The organism is candidate division KSB1 bacterium (genome assembly GCA_034506255.1).
Classification (GTDB): Bacteria; Zhuqueibacterota; Zhuqueibacteria; order Zhuqueibacterales; family Zhuqueibacteraceae; genus Coneutiohabitans; species Coneutiohabitans thermophilus.
Genome location: JAPDPX010000013.1, coordinates 83,259 through 101,660, shown reverse-complemented (window position 1 = coordinate 101,660; position 18,402 = coordinate 83,259). Strand labels below are relative to the sequence as shown.

Sequence of the window (18,402 nt, the reverse complement as noted above, 5' to 3'; positions counted from 1 at the left end):
GGGCCGTTATCTGAATTGCCATTCGGTTGCCATTTCCGGCTGGTCGCCACAAAAGTGCGCGCTAAAAAAAGTTCGAAAATACCTCTTGCTTCGGCAAGCTTCAAGATGGGTTCACCGGGTGGATACGTGCAACGGGCGGTGGGTCTGGTTGAGCCGGTTTCCGGCGCGTGGCTGAACCTGTGTATGGAAAATTTTCTGGTGCAGCATGCGGACGGCAGCTTTTCGACAGTCGACTTTGCGGCCGCGCCTGCGGATACGGCGAAATTGACCGCCAGCGAGGCTTGGGCAGCGTTGGCTTCGGCGGAATTCCTCTTGCCGGCAGAGGCGGAAAGTCTGCTGGTGGTTTATGTCATTGCCGGCGAGAAGGCGATAAGCTTGTCTGACGGCAAAGCACCGCTGGCGCTCACGTTTGAAGTCGAAACCATTGGCGACGCAACGCTGACCAAAGCGTCACAAGCTCTGGCGTTGTCTTCCGACGAGGCCTTCAATCAGGCCGGCGTATTGCTGGGCGTAAGCACCGAGGGTTTGCGCCAGGAGGCAAGAGTGATTTTAAGAGTTTACCCGAGTCATCAAAAAAGCGATGCAGAGGTGGTGGCGAGCTTGGGACATGTTTATGATCTCAGCAACAGCACGGAAAGCGCGTCACTCAAATCGCTGGCGGCGCGCGCAGGGCAGGTGCCGGCGAGTTTGGTGTTGGAGCAGAACTTCCCCAACCCCTTCAATCCCGAAACCAGCATTCGCTACAACCTGCCCGAAGCCGCGGTGGTGACGCTGGTGATCTATGACCAGCTCGGCCGCAAGGTGCGCACCCTGGTGAATCAGACAGCGCAACCGGCGGGCTATCACCGCGCGGGGTGGGATGGCCGCGATGAGGCCGGCCGGCCGGTGGCCACCGGCATCTACCTGTACAAAATCACCGCCGGCCGGCACACTCAGGTGCGCAAGATGGTTTTGCAAAAGTAACGGAAGCCGCCGCAGCCGCACAACGCTGCGACGAGAGTGCAACAGCCGCTGTCATCGTGCGATGGCCGCGGCTGTTTTTGCGCCCAACATCATGCGGCAGCCGCTCAGGCAGCAGGAGCTTGCCATTCACAAGCGAATCTTGTCCCAACTCAACAGCGCCCTTGCTTGTCACAAGATATTTGCCGGGTGACAATCGCCTGTCAATGCAGGCAGGCTGCCAGCCGGCCTCGCCCCTCTTGCATTTCCATCACCGGTTTTGTATTTTACCCCCACTTTTTTCACCTGCGCGCGAGCGCTCTTTCCCCCAAAAATCCGTTGCCTGTTTCGATCTCTTCCACAAGGAGCCGGCCATGCCAGCGACCGTCGCTGCCCCCACTGCTCAGGTCCATGCGCGTGAACCCAACCCCGGCGCCCAACCCGCCGAAACGTTTGCTTCCGAAAACGAATTGAACCGCGACCAGGTTTTGGCCTTGCGGCGCGAGTATCTGCCGCCGGCGGTGTTCATGTACTATCGCGAGCCGGTCAATCTGGTGCGCGGCCACATGCAATACCTCTACGACGACACCGGCCGGCAATATCTCGATGCGCTCGGCGGCATCGTCACCATCAGCGTGGGGCATTGCCATCCCGAAGTGATTGCCAAAACCAAGGCGCAGATCGACAAGCTGCAGCATGCCACCACCATCTATCTGCACCCCGCCATGCCGCTGCTCGCCCAAAAACTCGCGGAAAAAATGCCCAGCCCGGACTTGAAGGTCACCTTCTTCACCAATTCCGGCAGTGAAACCAACGATCTCGCCCTTACCATGGCGCGGCTGTTCACCGGCAACCTCGACGTGCTGGCGTTGCGCAACTGCTATCACGGCGCCGGCCTCGCCACCATGAGCCTGGTGGGCCACAGCACCTGGAAATATCCGATTCCAACTGCAGGCAACATTCATCACGTCGCGCCGGGCTATTGCTATCGCTGCCCGTTCGGCAAAACCTATCCCGCCTGTGACCTGCACTGCGCGCGCGACGTGGAAAACGTGATCAGGCACAACACCAGCGGCAGGGTGGCGGCGTTCATTGGCGAGCCGATCCAGGGCGTGGGCGGCACGGTGACGCCCCCGCCGGAGTACTTCAAGATCGTGTATGACATTGTGAAAAAGTACGGCGGCTTGTTCATTGCCGATGAAGTGCAAACCGGTTTCGGCCGCACCGGCAGCCATTACTGGGGCATTCAAAACTGGGGCGTGACACCGGACGCCATCACCATGGCCAAGGGCATCGGCAACGGTATTCCGCTGAGTGCGCTCACCACCCGCCGCGAGATCGCCGAAGCGATGTCGCAGAAAATCTGGTTCAACACCTTTGGCGGCAACCCGGTGTCAATGGTGCAGGGGCTGGCGACGCTCGAGGTGATTGACAAGGAAGGCACGCAGGCCAATGCGGCGAGAGTCGGAAATTATCTGAAAGAAAAACTCACCGCGTTGATGGACAAGCACCGTCTGATCGGCGAGGTGCGCGGTCTGGGCTTGATGCTGGGCGTGGAGCTGGTGAAAGACCGCCAAAGCAAGGAACCCGCCACTGCCGAAACCGCCGAAGTGATGGAGCGCACCAAGAACAATGGCCTGCTCATCGGCAAGGGCGGTTTGTACGGCAATGTCCTGCGCATCAAACCACCGATGTGCCTCACGCTGAGCGATGCCGATTTTCTCATCGACACGCTGGACCACGTGCTGGCCGAGGTGGAGGCAGCGTAGACACAACCGCCTGCTGAAACGCAGGGAAAGGAGAACGTCATGTCAAAACTCCTGATTCGCGGCGGTGAAATCCTCACCGGCAGCGACCGTTACCAGGCCGAGGTGTATTGCGAGGGCGGCCTGATTCGCGCGATCGGCGCGCGGCTCGAAGCACCCGCCGGCACCGAAGTGATCGATGCCACCGGCTTGCTGGTCATGCCCGGCGGCCTCGATCCCCACGTGCACATGGCACTGCCCTTCATGGGCACGGTGAGCGCGGATGATTTTGAATCCGGCACCATCGCGGGCATCTGCGGCGGCGTCACCACCATCATCGATTTTTGCATTCCCAACGCCAACCAGTCGCTGCTCGAGGCGCTGCGGCAGTGGGACGAGAAGGCCAAAATCGCGGTGGCGGATTATTCCTATCACATGGCCATCACCTGGTGGAGCGAACAGGTCGCCGCGGAGATGGGGATTGTGGTGCGCGAGCGCGGCATCACCAGCTTCAAACATTTCATGGCCTACAGGGGCGCGCTCATGCTCAATGACGACCAGCTCTATCACAGCTTTTGCCGGGTGAAGGAGCTGAACGGCATTGCCACGGTGCATGCGGAAAACGGTGATCTGGTGTGGAACCTGCAACGCAAGCTGCTGGCGGAGGGCAAAAGCGGGCCGGAATATCACGCGGTCTCGCGGCCGCCGGAGGTGGAGGGCGAGGCCACCAATCGCGTGATCCGCATTGCGGAGGTGGTGGGCGTGCCGGTTTACATTGTGCATTTGTCGTGCAAGGCCGCGCTCGACGCGGTGATCGCCGCCCGCTTGCGCGGTCAGCGCCACGTGTATGCCGAGTCGCTGATCAATCACCTCGTGCTCGACGACGAGGTTTATCGCAAACCCGGTTTCGAGGCCGCGGCTTATGTCATGAGTCCGCCGTTCCGCCCCGCGGGAAATCCCGCCGCCTTGTGGGACGGCATCAAGGCCGGCATGATTCAAGCCACCGGCACCGATCATTGCCCCTTCACCATGCAGCAAAAGGCGATGGGCAAAGACAATTTCACCCTGATTCCCAACGGCTGTCCGGCAATCGAGGATCGCATGAGTTTGCTGTGGCATCATGGTGTGAACGGCGGGCGCCTCTCACCCAATGAATTCGTCAATCTTTTCACCACCAATGCCTGCCGCATTTTCGGACTCTACCCGCGCAAGGGCACGATCGCCGTGGACTCGGATGCCGATCTGGTGATTTTTGATCCGAACAAGGAGCGCACCATCAGCGCCAGTACGCATCATCAGCGGGTGGACCGCAGCATCTTCGAGGGCATGACGGTAAAAGGCAATCCCATTCACGTCATTGCCGGCGGCAAGCTGGTCTACAAGGAGGGTGATTTGCGCGTTGAGCGCGGCGCCGGGCGCTTCCTGCCGCGCAAGCCCTACGGCCTGTGATTTGCTCACCGGCTTTGTGAACGTGATTTCGACCATCCCTTCACCCGACACGGAAAGGCGATTATGAGCCTGCACCCCACGCGCTTGAATGCAGAACAACTCGCGCAAAACTTTGCCGATCTCGCGCCCCGCTACACACACAATGAAGCCCTGTTGGAAGCCGCGCGCTGCCTGTTTTGCTACGATGCGCCCTGCACGCGCGCCTGCCCCACCGGCATCGAGGTGCCGAAATTCATCCGCCAGATTCTCGAACGCCACGTGGCCGGCGCGGGTCACACAATTCTGTCGGCGAATATTTTCGGCGGCACCTGCGCGCGCGCCTGCCCGACCGCGGTGCTGTGCGAGGGCGCTTGTGTGCTGAACCAGCTCAATGACAAACCGATTCAAATCGGGCGGTTGCAGCGCTATGCCACCGATTATGTGATGGAGCGCAGGCTGCACTTCTTCACCGCCGGCCAGCCACTCGGCAAAAAGGTCGCGGTGATCGGTGCCGGGCCGGCAGGTTTGTCCTGCGCCCACGAGCTGGTCAAACTCGGCATCCAAGCCGTGGTTTATGAGGCCAGTGAATACGCCGGCGGCCTCAACACCAGCGGAATTGCCGCCTACAAGGTCAACACCGAGTTTGCACTCGCCGAAGTCGAGTATGTGCGGCAGATCGGCATTCCCATTCATTTCAACACGCCGGTGGGCAGGGATTTGCCGGTGAGCCGGTTGCTGCAGGAATACGATGCCGTGTTTCTGGGCGTGGGACTGGGCAAAACCGCCAGCCTGGGGATCGAAGGCGAAGACCTGAGCGGTTCGTTTGAAGCATTGGATTTCATCATGTCGACACGCTTGCGCCGTCTCGAGGAGTGTGTGGTGGGAGAAAACGTGGTGGTGATCGGCGCGGGCAACACCGCGATTGACGTGGCCACGGCCGCCCGCCGGCTGGGTGCGGAGCAGGTCACGATCGTTTATCGTCGCGGCGAGGCGGAAATGCCGGCCTTTGCCTACGAATACGAGCTGGCAAAATCCGACGGGGTGCAGTTCCGCTGGCATACGCTGCCCAGGCGCATCGTGGGCGCGAATGGCCAAGTGACCGGGGTGGAGTGCGTCAAGGTTCAACCCGGTGCCAAAGGAGAACGCCTGCAGGAAATCCCCGGCACGCTGCACACCCTTGCCTGCGACATGGTTGTGGCGGCGCTCGGTCAGGATGCGCTTTACGACCTCTACCGCACGATCCCCAATCTTGAAATGGCGGGCAAGCGTGTGGTTGTGGATTCCGCCACGGGCGCGACTTCGGTGCCGGGCTTGTTCGCCGGCGGCGACTGTGTCAACGGCGGCAGAGAGGTGGTGGATGCCGTGCAGATGGGCAAGATTGCCGCCCATGGCATCCTGCAGTATCTGAATTCCCGGCAGCCGGCGCACTGATGCCCCGGCGCTGACGGCGTCAATCTTCCCCACGGCCTTTGCACAAAATGAGGGACACTCATGCCTGATCTTTCCATTGAGTTCTGCGGCATCAAATCGCCCAATCCGTTTTGGCTGGCCTCGGCGCCGCCCACCAACAGCGCCTATCAAGTGGCGCGTGCCTTCGACGCGGGCTGGGGCGGCGCGGTGTGGAAAACCATCGGCGAGCCCATCGTCAACGTCAGCAGCCGCTATTCCGCAGTGCATTACGCCAACCAGCGGGTGATGGGGCTGAACAACATCGAGCTGATCACCGACCGGCCGCTGGCAGACAATCTGCGCGAGATTGCAGACATCAAGAAGCGCTATCCCAACCATGCCCTGCTGGTGTCGCTCATGGTGGAGTCGAAACGCGAGGCCTGGCATGACATCGTCAAGCGCACCGAGGACACGGGTTGCGACGGGTTGGAACTCAATTTCGGCTGCCCGCATGGCATGAGTGAGCGCGGCATGGGCTCGGCCGTCGGGCAGGTGCCGGAATATGCCTGTCAAATCACCGAATGGGTGAAGGAGGTGGCGACCACGCCGGTGATGGTCAAACTCACCCCCAATGTCACGGACATCCGCTACATCGCGCGCGCTGCGGTGCGCGGCGGCGCCGATGCCCTGTCGCTGATCAACACCATCAATTCCATCACCGGCATCGATCTCGACACCTTCGTGCCGCGGCCGGCGGTGCGCGGACAGTCCTCGCACGGCGGCTATTGCGGCCCGGCAGTGAAACCGATCGCGCTCAACATGGTGCATCAGGTCGCCGCCGATGAGCAGGCGCCGCGACGCGTGCCGCTCAGCGGCATCGGCGGCATTCAGAGCTGGAGTGACGCGGTGGAATTCATGCTGCTGGGCGCCACCAGCGTGCAGGTCTGCACCGCGGTGATGCACTACGGCTTTCGCATCGTCGCGGGCATGATCGAGGGCATGGCAAACTGGATGCGGGAGAAAGGTTTCACCAGCACGCGGGATTTCATCGGCAAGTCGCTGCCCCGCGTCACCGACTGGGGCAATCTCGATCTCAATTACGCCATCACGGCGCAGATCGATCAGCGCCTCTGCATTCATTGCGGGTTGTGCTACATCGCCTGTGAAGACGGCTGCCATCAAAGCATTCGCATGGAAAAGCGCAATGGCACGAACCATTATGAAGTGATCGCGGACAAATGTGTGGGCTGCAACATGTGCATGCTCGTTTGTCCGGTCGAGGGCTGTATCACCATGCAGGAGCGCAGTGGCGACAAACCCGTGATGTCGTGGAATCAGTATCAAAAACTGCTGGCCGAGGGCCGGATTGCGCCGATCGCGCCGCCGGCACATGTGTGACGCGCCCGGGGTGTTTGCCTGACAGGGATTTTGGCAGTGGGTGGTGCGCACAGGGAAGCCGGGGGAGAATCGCAACGGAAACATGCGGAGCAGAAATGAATCGCAGCAAAATCGCAATGACATTGGAGGTCCTGCAGGCTTGTGAGCAACCGCTGCTGCTGGTGTTGCAGGACATTCCGCTCGAGCAACTGCGTTGGAAGCCGGCCGCTGAATCGCGCAGCCTCGGTGAGATTTGCCGCCATCTCGTGCGGGTGAATGCCTGGTTTCTCCGGCGCCTGGGGATTGAACCATGGGTGGCTGACGTTCCAACCGGAGGTGCGGAGGAACTGGCGGCAGGCCTGCAGCAAAGCCACCGCCAGGTTCGCGAGGTCGTCGCGGCCTGTGAGAACGATGATGAACTGCTGCGCGAGCGTGTTTCGCTGGACGGCAAAGATCGCGAGAAGCCGGGCGTGGCCGCGCTGCACATCGCCCAGCATGATTTGTATCATCTCGCGCAGATCGTCTATCTGCGGCGGGCGCAGGATCGCAGTTGGCCGGCGCCGCTCAAAGAATGGGAGGCGGCCACGCACGTGATCGGCGATTCTTTGCTGGGGGTGAAATGATTCCGGCCCGGCCCGGCCGGGGGCGATGGCGCTGTCATCGCAGGGTGTCCGCCGGCAGCCTTGCATTTGCAGCAGCAGATGCCTATTTTCAGGCTGCCGTGAAAATTGTGAGGTGAACAGCATGTCCATGACAACCACCCCGATCCTTTCGCCGGAGCGTCCTCACCCGGAGGAATACCTTCCCGCATCCGATGGGAGGCCCATGGCTGAGACCGATGTGCATCGCCGCCTCATGCTGGACTTGCTCCATGCCCTCGAAGAGCATTTCCGCGAGCAGCCGCGGGTTTATGTCAGCGGCAACATTTTTCTCTACTATCTCGATGAAAAGGGCATCCGGCGAAGCGTTTCGCCCGACATTCTCGTCGTGTTTGGCATCGAAAAAAAAGAGCGCCGCATCTACAAACTGGAGGCGGAGGGCAAGGCGCCGGATGTCGTGATCGAACTGACCTCGGATGAAACCAAGGTCAATGATCTCGGCGACAAGCGTTACATCTATGCCACGCTCGGCGTGCGCGAATATTTCATCTTCGATCCCCTGCAGGAAACCATGCGGCCGCCCCTGCGCGGTTTTCGCCTGGAACAGGGCGACTATGTGCCGTTGATGGGAAGCCGGATCAACAGCGAGGTGCTGGGTTTGGAATTGCGCGTCGAGCAGAATACTTTGCGGCTGTACGACCGCAAAACCGGCAAGCGCTTGCTGACCCCCACGGAGGCGGAAGCCGCACGCCGTGAAGCGGAGGCCCGTGCGGAACACGAAGCCCGTGAACGTCGCGCGGCGGAAGGGGAATTGGCGCGTCTGCGCGAGGAACTAAAAAAACTGCGTGGCGAATGATCCTTCTGAAAATAATGATGAAAGGTCAACCATGGCCCGCATCGTTCGCGCCGGCTTGATTCAGGCCTCGTTGCCCCTGCCGGCTGATTCACCGCTGGACAAGCTGAAACAAGCCATGATCGACAAACACGTGGCCCTGATCGCACAGGCCGCCGGCAAGGGTGTGCAGGTGTTGTGTCTGCAGGAAATCTTTTTCGGCCCCTACTTCTGCGCGGAGGAGCAAACGCGCTGGTATCAGATGGCGGAGCCGATCCCCGACGGTCCGACCATCAGACTGATGCGCGAGCTGGCCGCGCGACACAAGATGATCATGGTGGTGCCGATTTACGAGGAAGACATGACCGGCGTGTTCTACAACACCGCCGCCGTGCTCGACGAAACCGGCGCCTATCTCGGCAAATACCGCAAGAATCACATTCCCCACTGTCATCCGGGCTTTTGGGAGAAATTCTATTTCAAGCCCGGCAATCTCGGCTACCCGGTTTTCACCACCCGCGTCGCCAGGATCGGGGTCTACATCTGCTATGATCGTCACTTCCCGGAGGGCGCGCGTGTGCTCGGCCTGAACGGTGCGGAGATCGTGTTCAATCCTTCCGCCACCGTGGCCGGCCTCTCGGAATATTTATGGAAGCTCGAGCAGCCCGCGCATGCGGTCGCCAATCAATACTTCGTCGGCGCCATCAATCGTGTCGGGCACGAGAAGCCGTGGGACATCGGCGAGTTTTACGGCTCGAGTTATTTCTGCGACCCGCGCGGGCAAATCATCGCGCAGGGCAGCCGCGATCAGGATGAAGTGATCGTGGCGGATCTCGATCTCGATCAAATCCGGGAGGTGCGCAACGTCTGGCAGTTTTTCCGCGACCGCCGGCCGGAAAGTTACGGCCGGCTGCTGGAGTAGCGGGAGCCGGAGCGCCGGCCTGCCGGCAGCACTTTTCCCCAAAACAAAAAGCCCTGTGCGTCCGGGTGGGGCGCACAGGGCTTGTCATTTTCCGGCGCCGGCTTACCAGCACGCCGGCAAACCGGCGGCGCGGTGATTAGAAACTGTAGGTCAGGCGGCTTAGAATCAAGCGGCCAAGGATGGGAGCACCGATGAACTCACGATGCTCCTTGTCGAGCAGGTTCTGCACGTTGAGCGAGAAGCGCGTGCCGCGTGCGAAGGGCAGATCGTAGCCAAAGTTGAAATCCATCACGGTGTAGGTTTGCACCTCACCCACGAACACGCCGGAATCCATGGGGAAGCCCTCGACATAACGGGCGCGCAATTCTGTGTCATAGCCGCGCTGGGCGGAACGGTACTGCACCGCGAGCGTCGCCTTGTTGCCGGGCGCATTGAGTGCAATGTCGGTGACGCCATCGAGATTGCGATAGATGACGCGATTGGGCCTCTTGAAAAAGTTCAGCCCACTCTTGGTGACGAAGGAGTAGTTGCCGGCCAATACCCATTGCGGTGAGGCATAGTAGGCGAAGTTGAAATCCACGCCGTTGAGGCTGACCTTGCCAAAATTACGGTAGGTGAGCAGAATCGCCACCGGGTCGAAGGCTTCCTTCGGGGTCGCTGTGCCGTAGGGAATCTGCGCCGCGCCTCTGGTGAAGATGGTGGCCAGCTCGTCCACCGGCGTGCCGTTGCCATTGCCGCCCAAGCCCAACGCCGGGTTGTCGAGCGCCGCCAGCACCGCTGCAAGCTGGGCGTTGGCGGGATTGGCGAGCGCCGCGCCGAACTGCTGTCCCAGATTCGCACCCAACGTCGCAGGATCGAGGAACACATTGGGCGTTTCGTTGTTCAGCGGTCCGACGAAGTTTTTGATACGGGAGTGATAAACATCCACGCCCACCACCAGTTTCTCATTGATCACGCCTTTGTAGCCCAGCTCAAAGGTTTCCGTGGTCGTTTCCTTGATGGGTTTGACATCCACCACATTCTGCACCACGAGCGACTGGCGGGTGGTGGGATCGATCACCCGCATGATGTTGTTGACGCCGGAAACCTGTTGCGGCACGATGCTGAGGAATTGCTGGGTGATGGCGTCAATGGCCGCGGGCGGCAGCCCCTGGGCGGCGAGCAGGCCGCGGAATTGCGGTACAAGCTGGGCGAGGACGGCACCACGCCCCACGTTCCACATCACGTTGGTGAACTGGGGATTGTTGAGATCAATGTAGCTATCCCGGGTTAGACCTGCCAGCGGTGCAAACGGCGAGCGGAAGCGCGGCAAGCCATTGGCGCTGCGGCTGAAACTGAAGCCGGTTTCCGGCACGCCCTGGGTGCGCGCACCGGTGGTGATGTCGAACGGAAACGAGGACTGCAGACCGAGTTGGCGAAAACGGAAGATATCCTGCCCCGCCGAAATATCGAGAAAGAGGTTCAGGCTCGAGGGCGTGCTGAAGGCGCGATTGTAGGTGGCGCGCAGGGTGTGGGAGAGATTGGGTTTGTACACCAGCGCGGCCCGGGGCGAGAACACCGGGTCCTTGATGCGGTTGTGGTCATCGATGCGGGCGGCGAGCAACACATCGAACTGGTTGGAGAGTTTGGTTTCTGATTGCAGATAAGCGCCCAGCTCGTTGATGTTGTCGTTGTTCTCATTGCGGCCGTTGATGGTGTTGTCCGTGTCGGGGCGCGTGAGAATGGCATCCGCGCCGTAGGTGAAGCGCTGGCGCGTGCCGAGGGTCGCACTGTGTTGAATCTGGGCGGCAAAGAGCTTGGAATTGTCCACAATCAAAGCGCCGTCGCGCAGCAGGTAGGTATCACCGGCATCGCTTTGATTCATGAAGCCCTGGATAAAGAGGTTCTTGTAGAGGAAGCGGGCTTGCGCATAAGAATAGGTCCAGTTTTTGGCCTGGCCGGCGCCGATGCCGGTATACTCCAGATTGGTGGCGCGATTGTAGCCCCCGCTGAAAATGACGGTGGCGTCATTGCTCAGGCGATAATCCAGCCGGGCTTCCGCCGCAATTTTCTCCACATCAAAATCGCGCTTGTTCGGGATGGGGCCGCTGACCGGCACATTGCCGCTGGTGGTTTGGCGATAGGGCGTGATGGTGGGCGGCTCGGCCGGGTCATAGTTGACCCAATCCTGGCCCTGATAATATTGCGCCGAGAGTTTGTAGCCCAGCTTGTCGCCCAAAACACCGGCGTGACGCATCGAAGTCATGTAAATGTTGCGGCCGCCCTGGGGCTCGCGTTGGGAGATGTTGAAAAAATCCCGGCCGCCGCCGCCAATGCTGAAGGTCGTGCCCTTGGACTCAAAGGGCGAACGGGTAATGATGTGCATCACACCGCTGGCACTGTTGGGGCCATACAGCGCTGAACCGGGGCCGGAGACGACCTCAATGCGGGCAATATCCTCGGTCGAGGTCGGGATGAAATTGTAGGCGTTGAGACGCAGCGAAGGAACATTGGCATAGCGGTTGTCCACCAACGACAGCAACGAGCCGGAAAAGATATTGTTGAAGCCGCGCACGACAACGTTGCTTTGTGCAATACCGTTGGTGGAGATGTCGACTGCCGGCAGACCCCGCATGTAATCAGTCGGAGTGGTGGTCGCACGGCCACGGATCTGCGTGGCTTCCAGGACGGAAACCGCTGCGGGAGCATCAAGCGCTTTCTCCTGGCGCCGTGAGGCCGAGATGATGACCGGATTTAAAGAGATGCCGGAAGGCACAACCTCGATGTCGAGTGTCCTGGTTTCCCCGGCTGCCAAAGTGACATTCCCAATCACTTTCTTTTCATAGCCGATGAAAGAAACAGAGACAGTATAGGTGCCGGCTGGCAGATTCGACACCTGGAAGTTGCCGGAAGCGTCAGCCGCCGCACCGGTCGGCGACATCCCCGGTGCCGTCACCACCACGCTGGCACCCGGCAGCTTTTCTTTGCTCTCTGCGTCGGTTACCGTTCCCCGCAGCGTGGCGGTCTGCGCCAACACCATCGCCGGCACAAGCAGAAGTGTTCCGGCAAACAGGAGCCGCACCAACGTCGAGAGCACTCGTCGTTGTACCATACCTTTCCTCCCGTGGAATTTAGTTTTAACGGACAGCGTGCCGCACCGGCAAATGAAACTCGTCGGTGGCGGCGGTGATGGAAGATGGATGCAGCCGAAGCAAGAGATCGTAGTTTTGGAAACGGCAGGATCACAGAACGGGCAAAGAACTGGCCTTTGCCAGTTTACAGAGTTGAAAAAAATCGGCTTAATTATAGCAAGGGCAAGTTTCAGCCGCAAGCAAAAAAACTGCCGGCCGGCACGAGACCACATGGCCTGTTCGCCTGTTTGGGAGATACCGTCCGTCTCCTCGGCTGTTGCAACTGTGGTGAAGAGACGTCGTGTTGTCGGGACGCTGCCGCAGTGCCCTTGCGTCAGCCCCAAAAAAAATTTGCATTTTTAGGGCTTTCTGGCTATATAGTGCCCTAAAATTACGCATATCATCAACCGAGAGCAGGTGCTAACTGAGACCGGCAGTGCGCCTCCATAAATGATCGCATCATGGCTTCTCCCGACAAGATCAAACACCTTCGCGAATTAAAACAAAAAGCACTCGCCGGCGGCGGCGAGAAGCGTATTCACCAACAACATCAAAAGGGCAAGCTCACGGCGCGCGAACGTCTTGAGTTGCTGCTGGATGAGAACAGCTTCCACGAGCTGGACATGCTGGTACAGCATCGCAGCCATGATTTTGGCCTGGAGAGACAAAAATTCCTGGGTGATGGGGTGGTCACCGGATACGGCCGCATCGACGGCCGGCTGGTTTATGTCTTCTCTCAGGATTTCACCGTGCTGGGCGGCTCCCTGTCCGAAGCGCATGGCGCGAAAATCTGCAAGATCATGGACATGGCCATGAAGAACGGTGCGCCGATCATCGGGCTGAATGACTCGGGAGGCGCGCGCATTCAGGAGGGGGTGGTGAGCCTGGGCGCCTACGCCGATATTTTTCTGCGCAACACGCTCGCCAGCGGCGTCGTGCCGCAAATCGCAGCGATCCTTGGGCCATGTGCCGGCGGTGCGGTCTATTCACCCGCCATCTGTGATTTCATTTTCATGGTGCCGAACATCAGCTACATGTTCGTCACCGGCCCCAACGTGGTCAAGACCGTCACCCACGAGGATGTCACCTTTGAAGAGCTGGGCGGGGCGGAAACACATGCCACCAAAAGCGGGGTGGCGCATTTTCTTGCGCCGGATGAAGTGAGTTGCATGCAAAGCATCCGCCGGCTGCTCGGCTTTCTGCCGCTGAACAACTGTGAAGACCCGCCCCTGCGGCCCAGCAGCGACAGCCCGCAACGCCAGGACGAGATGCTCAACACCATCGTCCCGGAGAATCCCAACAAGCCCTATGACATCAAGGACGTCATCCTGCGGGTGGTGGATGACGGCGATTTCATGGAAGTGCACGAACGCTACGCGCAAAACATCGTGGTCGGTTTCGCGCGCCTGGCCGGCAAGCCGGTGGGTTTCGTGGCCAATCAACCCGCGGTGCTCGCCGGGGTGCTCGACATCGACTCTTCGAGCAAGGCGGCACGTTTCGTGCGCTTTTGCGATGCCTTCAACATTCCCCTGATCACGCTGGTGGACGTGCCGGGTTTTCTGCCGGGCACGGATCAGGAATGGCGCGGCATTATCAAGCATGGCGCGAAACTGCTGTACGCCTATTGCGAAGCCACCGTGCCCAAGATCACTGTGATTACACGCAAGGCTTATGGCGGCGCCTATGACGTGATGAGCTCCAAGCACATCCGCGGCGACATCAACTACGCCTGGCCCTCCGCCGAAATCGCGGTGATGGGGCCGCAGGGCGCGGTCGAGATCATTTTCAAGCGCGAGATTGAACAGGCTGCCGATCCCCAGGCTGCCACCGCCGCCAAAGTCGAGGAGTATCGCGAGAAATTTGCCAGCCCCTACATTGCCGCGGAGCGCGGCTATATCGACGACATCATCGAGCCGGCGCAGACGCGGCCCAAGCTCATTGCCGCGCTGGACATGCTGGCCAACAAGGTTGACCGCAACCCCAAAAAGAAACACGGCAACATTCCCCTGTAAGCCGGCCGCCGGCCCTGCCCGTCGGCCGCAGCAAGACCAGTCCCCCCTTTTGCGGGGCCGAAGACGAGAAGCGCATATGCAATTGCAGTCCGAAAAAAAACGAGGCGTCACCATCCTGAGATTGGAGGACCAGCGGCTCGATTTTAGCGTCGCGCCCGATCTCAAGACCAAATTCGTCGAACTCGCCAACACCGGAGAGAAGCACCTCCTGCTCGATCTCGCCAACGTCGAATATGCCGACAGCTCGGGGCTGGGCGCCATTTTGTTCGGCATCCGGCAACTGCGCCCGGCCAAGGGCAGCTTGAAAATCGTCAATCTGCAGCCGCGTGTGCTCACCCTCATCAAAATCGCCAAGCTCGACAACGTCATCGAGAGCTTCGACGATGAAACCGAGGCGCTGGCCAGCTTCGCGGAAGACTGACACCGGGCAGCCGCAGCAGGTGATTTGCGACATTTCAGGTGGTGGCCGACCACAGCCGGCGGCGGTGCTGAGCGCGGCTCGCCCGCAGCAGAGAGCGGTACAATTCGTGCAATCAGCAAACACGGCATGTTCAAAAAAATCCTGATTGCCAACCGCGGCGAGATTGCGGTGCGCATCATCCGCACCTGCCGCGAAATGGGCATTGGCACCGTGGCCGTCTTCTCCGAGGCGGACCGTCTGGCGCTGCATGTCCGCCTGGCCGATGAAGCCCGGCTGTTGGGCCCGGCACCGGCGCGGGAATCCTATCTGGTGCCGGAGAAAATCATCGCGGCGGCCAGGGCCAGTGGCGCGGAAGCGATTCATCCGGGCTATGGTTTTCTTTCGGAGAATGCCGCCTTCGCCGAGGCCGTGGCGGCGGCGGGCTTGGTTTTCATCGGCCCGCCGGCCCAGGCCATGCGCAAGATGGGCGACAAGGTGGCGGCCCGCCAGTTGATGATGGCGGCGGGAGTTCCGGTGGTGCCCGGCACACACGAACCGGTGACGGGGGTCGAGCAGGCACGCGCCCTTGCCGCAGAAATTGGTTATCCCGTGCTGCTCAAGGCCGCGGCCGGCGGTGGCGGCAAGGGCATGCGGCTGGTGCACCGGCCCGAGGATTTGCCGGAGCTGTTGCGCACCGCCGCCTCCGAAGCGCAATCCGCTTTTGCCGACGGCCGGGTGTTTCTCGAAAAATATGTCGAGCAGCCGCGCCACATCGAATTTCAAATCCTCGCCGATCGCTTCGGCAATGTCATACACCTGGGGGAACGGGAATGCTCGATTCAGCGTCGGCATCAGAAAGTGATCGAGGAAGCCCCCTCCACCCTGCTGGATCCCGGCATGCGGCGCGAGATGGGCGAGGCCGCCGTGGCCGCCGCGCAGAGCTGCGGCTACGTCAATGCCGGCACCGTCGAGTTCATCGTGGACGAACACCGGCGCTATTACTTTTTGGAGATGAACACGCGCCTGCAGGTCGAGCATCCCGTCACGGAAATGGTGACCGGGCTGGATTTGGTGCGCCTGCAGATCGCGATCGCGGCCGGGCAGAGGTTGCCGCTGAGCCAGGCGGAGGTGAAGCGCCACGGCCATGCGATTGCATGCCGGATTTACGCCGAGGATCCGGAAAACAATTTTTTGCCTGCCATCGGCCGGTTGCGCCATTTGCACAAACCGGACGGCTTCGGCATCCGCGAGGACAGCGGCGTGGAAGAAGGCGGAGAGATTTCGGTTTATTATGATCCGCTCATTGCCAAGCTCATGGCGTGGGGTGCCACGCGGGAAGAGGCCATCCAGCGCATGCGCCGGGCGCTGACGGAATATGAAATCGGCGGCGTCAAAACCACCATCCCCTTTTGCCTGTGGGTGATGCAACATCCCAGGTTCCGCGCCGGTGAATTCGACACCCACTTTGTACAAAACGAATTCACACCGGCTCTGCTGGCGCAGCACCGCGATGGTTACGCCGCGGAGCGGGATCTGCCTGCGGCGGCGGCGCTGGCCGCCGTGCTGAAGCAGGAAACCGCAACGGCGCCGCCGCTTGCAGCGCCGGGCAATGGCACACCGCCCGCGAGCAGCAATTGGAGACGCCGCGGCTGGCGGGAGAATATGCAGCACGGGTGAATGCCCCACGGCAGTGAGGAGGGAGAATCATCATGTCGCGGCGCAACCGCAGAGCGCAAAAAAAAGCCGGCGCCTCGCCCGGCACCCTGGTGCACGTGGGCGAAAAAAAAGTCGACCGGCCGGTGATCACGCTGTTTGTCTACAATTCCGAACGCTATCAAGAGCGCCAGGTCGAAAACCTCGAGGAGATTTACCCCTGCCGCACCAATCCCCCCACAAGCTGGATCAACATCACCGGTCTGCATGACGTCCGCCTGCTGGAAAAGTTGGGCCATCATTTCAAGATCCACCCCCTCGCGCTGGAGGATATTGCCAACACGGCGCAGCGCCCCAAGCTGGATGAACACGGCGACCATCTCTTCATCGTGCTGAAACTCCTGAAGTATGATGAATCGGCCGGCGGCATCACCGGGCAGCAGGTGAGCATTTGGATGACTTCGAACTATCTGCTCTCCTTCGAGGAGGCCTTCGAGGATGTCTTCGACCCGCTGCGCGAACGCATCCGCACCACCGGCAGCCAGGTGCGGCGCTGCGGCACGGATTATCTGCTCTATCGCCTGCTCGACGCCGTCGTCGACAACTACTTTCTGGCGCTCGACCGGCTCGGCGAACGCATCGATGCCGTGGAAGACGAGCTGATCGAGCAGCCCAGCAAAAACACGCTGCGCGCGATTTACCACCTCAAACGCGAGTTGCTCTTCCTGCGTCGATCCACCTGGCCGCTGCGCGAAGTCATCAGCGAGCTGACCCGCATCGAGTCCCCCCTGATCAGGGACGCCACCCTCGTTTTCCTGCGCGATGTCTATGATCACACCGTGCGGGTGATCGAAACGACCGAAAGCTACCGCGATGTCGCCGCCAGCATGATGGACCTTTACCTCTCCAGCCTCAGTCACAAGATGAATGAGGTCATCAAAGTGCTCACCATCATCTCCACCATCTTCATTCCGCTCACCTTCCTCGCCGGCGTGTACGGCATGAACTTCAACCCCGCCGCCAGCCCGTGGAACATGCCCGAGTTGAATTGGTACTGGGGCTATCCCGCCGTCTGGCTGGTGATGGCAGCCATCGGCGGGGCGATGCTCTATTTCTTCAAGAAAAGGGGCTGGTTCTGAACGGGCACCCCGGCCCGGCTTCACGTTTTTTTCACCGCAGCATTGCGATTCAGAACTGTTTTCTCCTCCGGATAGGGGGGAAACCTGGCTTCCGCGGCCAGCCGGACATCCTCAATGGAAATGAACGCGCCGGGATTGAACCGTTGAATGATCTCACTCAATTCGGGCAGGCGCTTGCGCTGAATCACGGTGAAAATCACCTTCACCGGGCCCGTCACCCCCTCGCCGTTCAACACCGTCAGGCCATAGCCCGCTTCTTTGAGATGAGCAATCAGCGCGGAGGCATCCTTGCGGGTGATGATGCGCACCACCTGCATGCCGAGCGCCAGCTTGTCCTCGATGTAAATGCCCACGAAACTGCCCATGGCGAAGCCACCGCCATAGGCGAGATAGCACATGAAATTGTCGAGGTGTTTGAAAATCTGGCTGATGGCGAGCAGCCAGATCATCACTTCGAAAAATCCCAGGATCGGCGCCAGCACCCTGCGGCTGCGTGCCAGAAACATGATGCGCAGCGTGCCGATCGAAACATCCACCACCCGTGCGCTGAAAATCAACGCCGGCAAAATCACCCACTGGAACAACTCTGACTGCAGCACAGCGGCAGAATCCATTTTGTCTCTCTCCTTGATTCCAAGCCTGGGGATTTCCAGTCGTGCGTGACGCTCGCGCGTGCCTCGCAGGGGCAAATAAGCTCAAAAAAAGATGGCGTGCAAGCGCAAGTTTGAACTTGCCGGCCGGGCTGCCTGCGGCGCGGCCACGGGCCACGGTTTTCCCGGCGGCTTTGCTCGCATGCCCGCGTCTTTACCCGGCCCAAATTGGCACCATTGGGCAGAGATGCCTGCGCCACTCCACAT

Annotated in this window: 14 protein-coding genes; 12 read left to right on the top strand and 2 right to left on the bottom strand. The window is 60.4% G+C overall.

The annotated features are described in order from the left end of the window. Positions 1 to 183 precede the first annotated feature (183 nt). The 8 genes from ONB52_21170 (at position 184) to ONB52_21135 (ending at position 9,231) form a co-directional block, all read left to right on the top strand. Positions 184 to 963 carry a T9SS type A sorting domain-containing protein gene (locus ONB52_21170; GenBank protein MDZ7418644.1) on the top strand — a complete coding sequence of 260 codons (780 nt, stop codon included), beginning with the start codon at positions 184 to 186 and terminating at the stop codon, positions 961 to 963. Positions 964 to 1,313: 350 nt separating this feature from the next. Next, entirely contained in the window at positions 1,314 to 2,708 is a 1,395-nt protein-coding gene (locus ONB52_21165) for an aspartate aminotransferase family protein (GenBank protein ID MDZ7418643.1), read from the top strand. Positions 2,709 to 2,747: 39 nt separating this feature from the next. After that, positions 2,748 to 4,133, top strand: coding sequence for a dihydropyrimidinase (gene hydA, locus ONB52_21160; protein MDZ7418642.1), 1,386 nt, complete (start codon positions 2,748 to 2,750; stop codon positions 4,131 to 4,133). Between the two features lie 63 nt (positions 4,134 to 4,196). Beyond that, complete coding sequence (locus ONB52_21155) at positions 4,197 to 5,543, top strand: NAD(P)-dependent oxidoreductase (protein ID MDZ7418641.1); 1,347 nt, start codon at positions 4,197 to 4,199, stop codon at positions 5,541 to 5,543. A 60-nt stretch (positions 5,544 to 5,603) separates the two neighbouring features. Next, a complete protein-coding gene (gene preA / locus ONB52_21150) occupies positions 5,604 to 6,899 on the top strand; it encodes an NAD-dependent dihydropyrimidine dehydrogenase subunit PreA (GenBank protein ID MDZ7418640.1) in 1,296 nt (431 codons plus the stop codon). A gap of 95 nt (positions 6,900 to 6,994) precedes the next feature. Continuing rightward, the gene (locus tag ONB52_21145; GenBank protein ID MDZ7418639.1) at positions 6,995 to 7,501 is read left to right on the top strand and encodes a DinB family protein; all 507 of its coding nucleotides are present in this window, start codon (positions 6,995 to 6,997) and stop codon (positions 7,499 to 7,501) included. Between the two features lie 202 nt (positions 7,502 to 7,703). Then, complete coding sequence (locus ONB52_21140) at positions 7,704 to 8,333, top strand: Uma2 family endonuclease (protein ID MDZ7418638.1); 630 nt, start codon at positions 7,704 to 7,706, stop codon at positions 8,331 to 8,333. A 31-nt stretch (positions 8,334 to 8,364) separates the two neighbouring features. Then, a complete protein-coding gene (locus ONB52_21135; GenBank protein ID MDZ7418637.1) occupies positions 8,365 to 9,231 on the top strand; it encodes an acyltransferase in 867 nt (288 codons plus the stop codon). 136 nt (positions 9,232 to 9,367) lie between these two features. Here the strand turns inward: ONB52_21135 and ONB52_21130 are convergent, their stop codons facing one another. Then, positions 9,368 to 12,322 carry a TonB-dependent receptor gene (locus tag ONB52_21130; GenBank protein ID MDZ7418636.1) on the bottom strand — a complete coding sequence of 985 codons (2,955 nt, stop codon included), beginning with the start codon at positions 12,320 to 12,322 and terminating at the stop codon, positions 9,368 to 9,370. Positions 12,323 to 12,802: 480 nt separating this feature from the next. Between ONB52_21130 and ONB52_21125 the strand changes: the two genes are divergently transcribed. From ONB52_21125 to corA, 4 genes are all read left to right on the top strand, one after another. After that, the gene (locus ONB52_21125) at positions 12,803 to 14,353 is read left to right on the top strand and encodes an acyl-CoA carboxylase subunit beta (protein MDZ7418635.1); all 1,551 of its coding nucleotides are present in this window, start codon (positions 12,803 to 12,805) and stop codon (positions 14,351 to 14,353) included. Between the two features lie 76 nt (positions 14,354 to 14,429). Further along, positions 14,430 to 14,774 carry an STAS domain-containing protein gene (locus ONB52_21120; protein MDZ7418634.1) on the top strand — a complete coding sequence of 115 codons (345 nt, stop codon included), beginning with the start codon at positions 14,430 to 14,432 and terminating at the stop codon, positions 14,772 to 14,774. A gap of 126 nt (positions 14,775 to 14,900) precedes the next feature. Beyond that, complete coding sequence (accC, locus tag ONB52_21115; protein ID MDZ7418633.1) at positions 14,901 to 16,430, top strand: acetyl-CoA carboxylase biotin carboxylase subunit; 1,530 nt, start codon at positions 14,901 to 14,903, stop codon at positions 16,428 to 16,430. A 32-nt stretch (positions 16,431 to 16,462) separates the two neighbouring features. Next, on the top strand, positions 16,463 to 17,545 hold the full coding sequence (corA, locus tag ONB52_21110) for a magnesium/cobalt transporter CorA (protein ID MDZ7418632.1): 1,083 nt from the start codon (positions 16,463 to 16,465) through the stop codon (positions 17,543 to 17,545). A 20-nt stretch (positions 17,546 to 17,565) separates the two neighbouring features. Here corA and ONB52_21105 read toward each other — a convergent pair whose 3' ends face one another. Continuing rightward, the gene (locus tag ONB52_21105) at positions 17,566 to 18,159 is read right to left on the bottom strand and encodes a DUF2179 domain-containing protein (GenBank protein ID MDZ7418631.1); all 594 of its coding nucleotides are present in this window, start codon (positions 18,157 to 18,159) and stop codon (positions 17,566 to 17,568) included. Between the last annotated feature and the right edge of the window lie 243 nt (positions 18,160 to 18,402).

Excerpts from the sequence above, each read along its gene's own strand:
- ONB52_21170 (MDZ7418644.1), top strand. The coding sequence starts at position 184 with ATGGAAAATTTTCTGGTGCAGCATGCGGACGGCAGCTTTTCGACAGTC.
- ONB52_21165 (MDZ7418643.1), top strand. The coding sequence starts at position 1,314 with ATGCCAGCGACCGTCGCTGCCCCCACTGCTCAGGTCCATGCGCGTGAA.
- hydA (MDZ7418642.1), top strand. The coding sequence starts at position 2,748 with ATGTCAAAACTCCTGATTCGCGGCGGTGAAATCCTCACCGGCAGCGAC.
- ONB52_21155 (MDZ7418641.1), top strand. The coding sequence starts at position 4,197 with ATGAGCCTGCACCCCACGCGCTTGAATGCAGAACAACTCGCGCAAAAC.
- preA (MDZ7418640.1), top strand. The coding sequence starts at position 5,604 with ATGCCTGATCTTTCCATTGAGTTCTGCGGCATCAAATCGCCCAATCCG.
- ONB52_21145 (MDZ7418639.1), top strand. The coding sequence starts at position 6,995 with ATGAATCGCAGCAAAATCGCAATGACATTGGAGGTCCTGCAGGCTTGT.
- ONB52_21140 (MDZ7418638.1), top strand. The coding sequence starts at position 7,704 with ATGGCTGAGACCGATGTGCATCGCCGCCTCATGCTGGACTTGCTCCAT.
- ONB52_21135 (MDZ7418637.1), top strand. The coding sequence starts at position 8,365 with ATGGCCCGCATCGTTCGCGCCGGCTTGATTCAGGCCTCGTTGCCCCTG.
- ONB52_21130 (MDZ7418636.1), bottom strand. The coding sequence starts at position 12,322 with ATGGTACAACGACGAGTGCTCTCGACGTTGGTGCGGCTCCTGTTTGCC.
- ONB52_21125 (MDZ7418635.1), top strand. The coding sequence starts at position 12,803 with ATGGCTTCTCCCGACAAGATCAAACACCTTCGCGAATTAAAACAAAAA.
- ONB52_21120 (MDZ7418634.1), top strand. The coding sequence starts at position 14,430 with ATGCAATTGCAGTCCGAAAAAAAACGAGGCGTCACCATCCTGAGATTG.
- accC (MDZ7418633.1), top strand. The coding sequence starts at position 14,901 with ATGTTCAAAAAAATCCTGATTGCCAACCGCGGCGAGATTGCGGTGCGC.
- corA (MDZ7418632.1), top strand. The coding sequence starts at position 16,463 with ATGTCGCGGCGCAACCGCAGAGCGCAAAAAAAAGCCGGCGCCTCGCCC.
- ONB52_21105 (MDZ7418631.1), bottom strand. The coding sequence starts at position 18,159 with ATGGATTCTGCCGCTGTGCTGCAGTCAGAGTTGTTCCAGTGGGTGATT.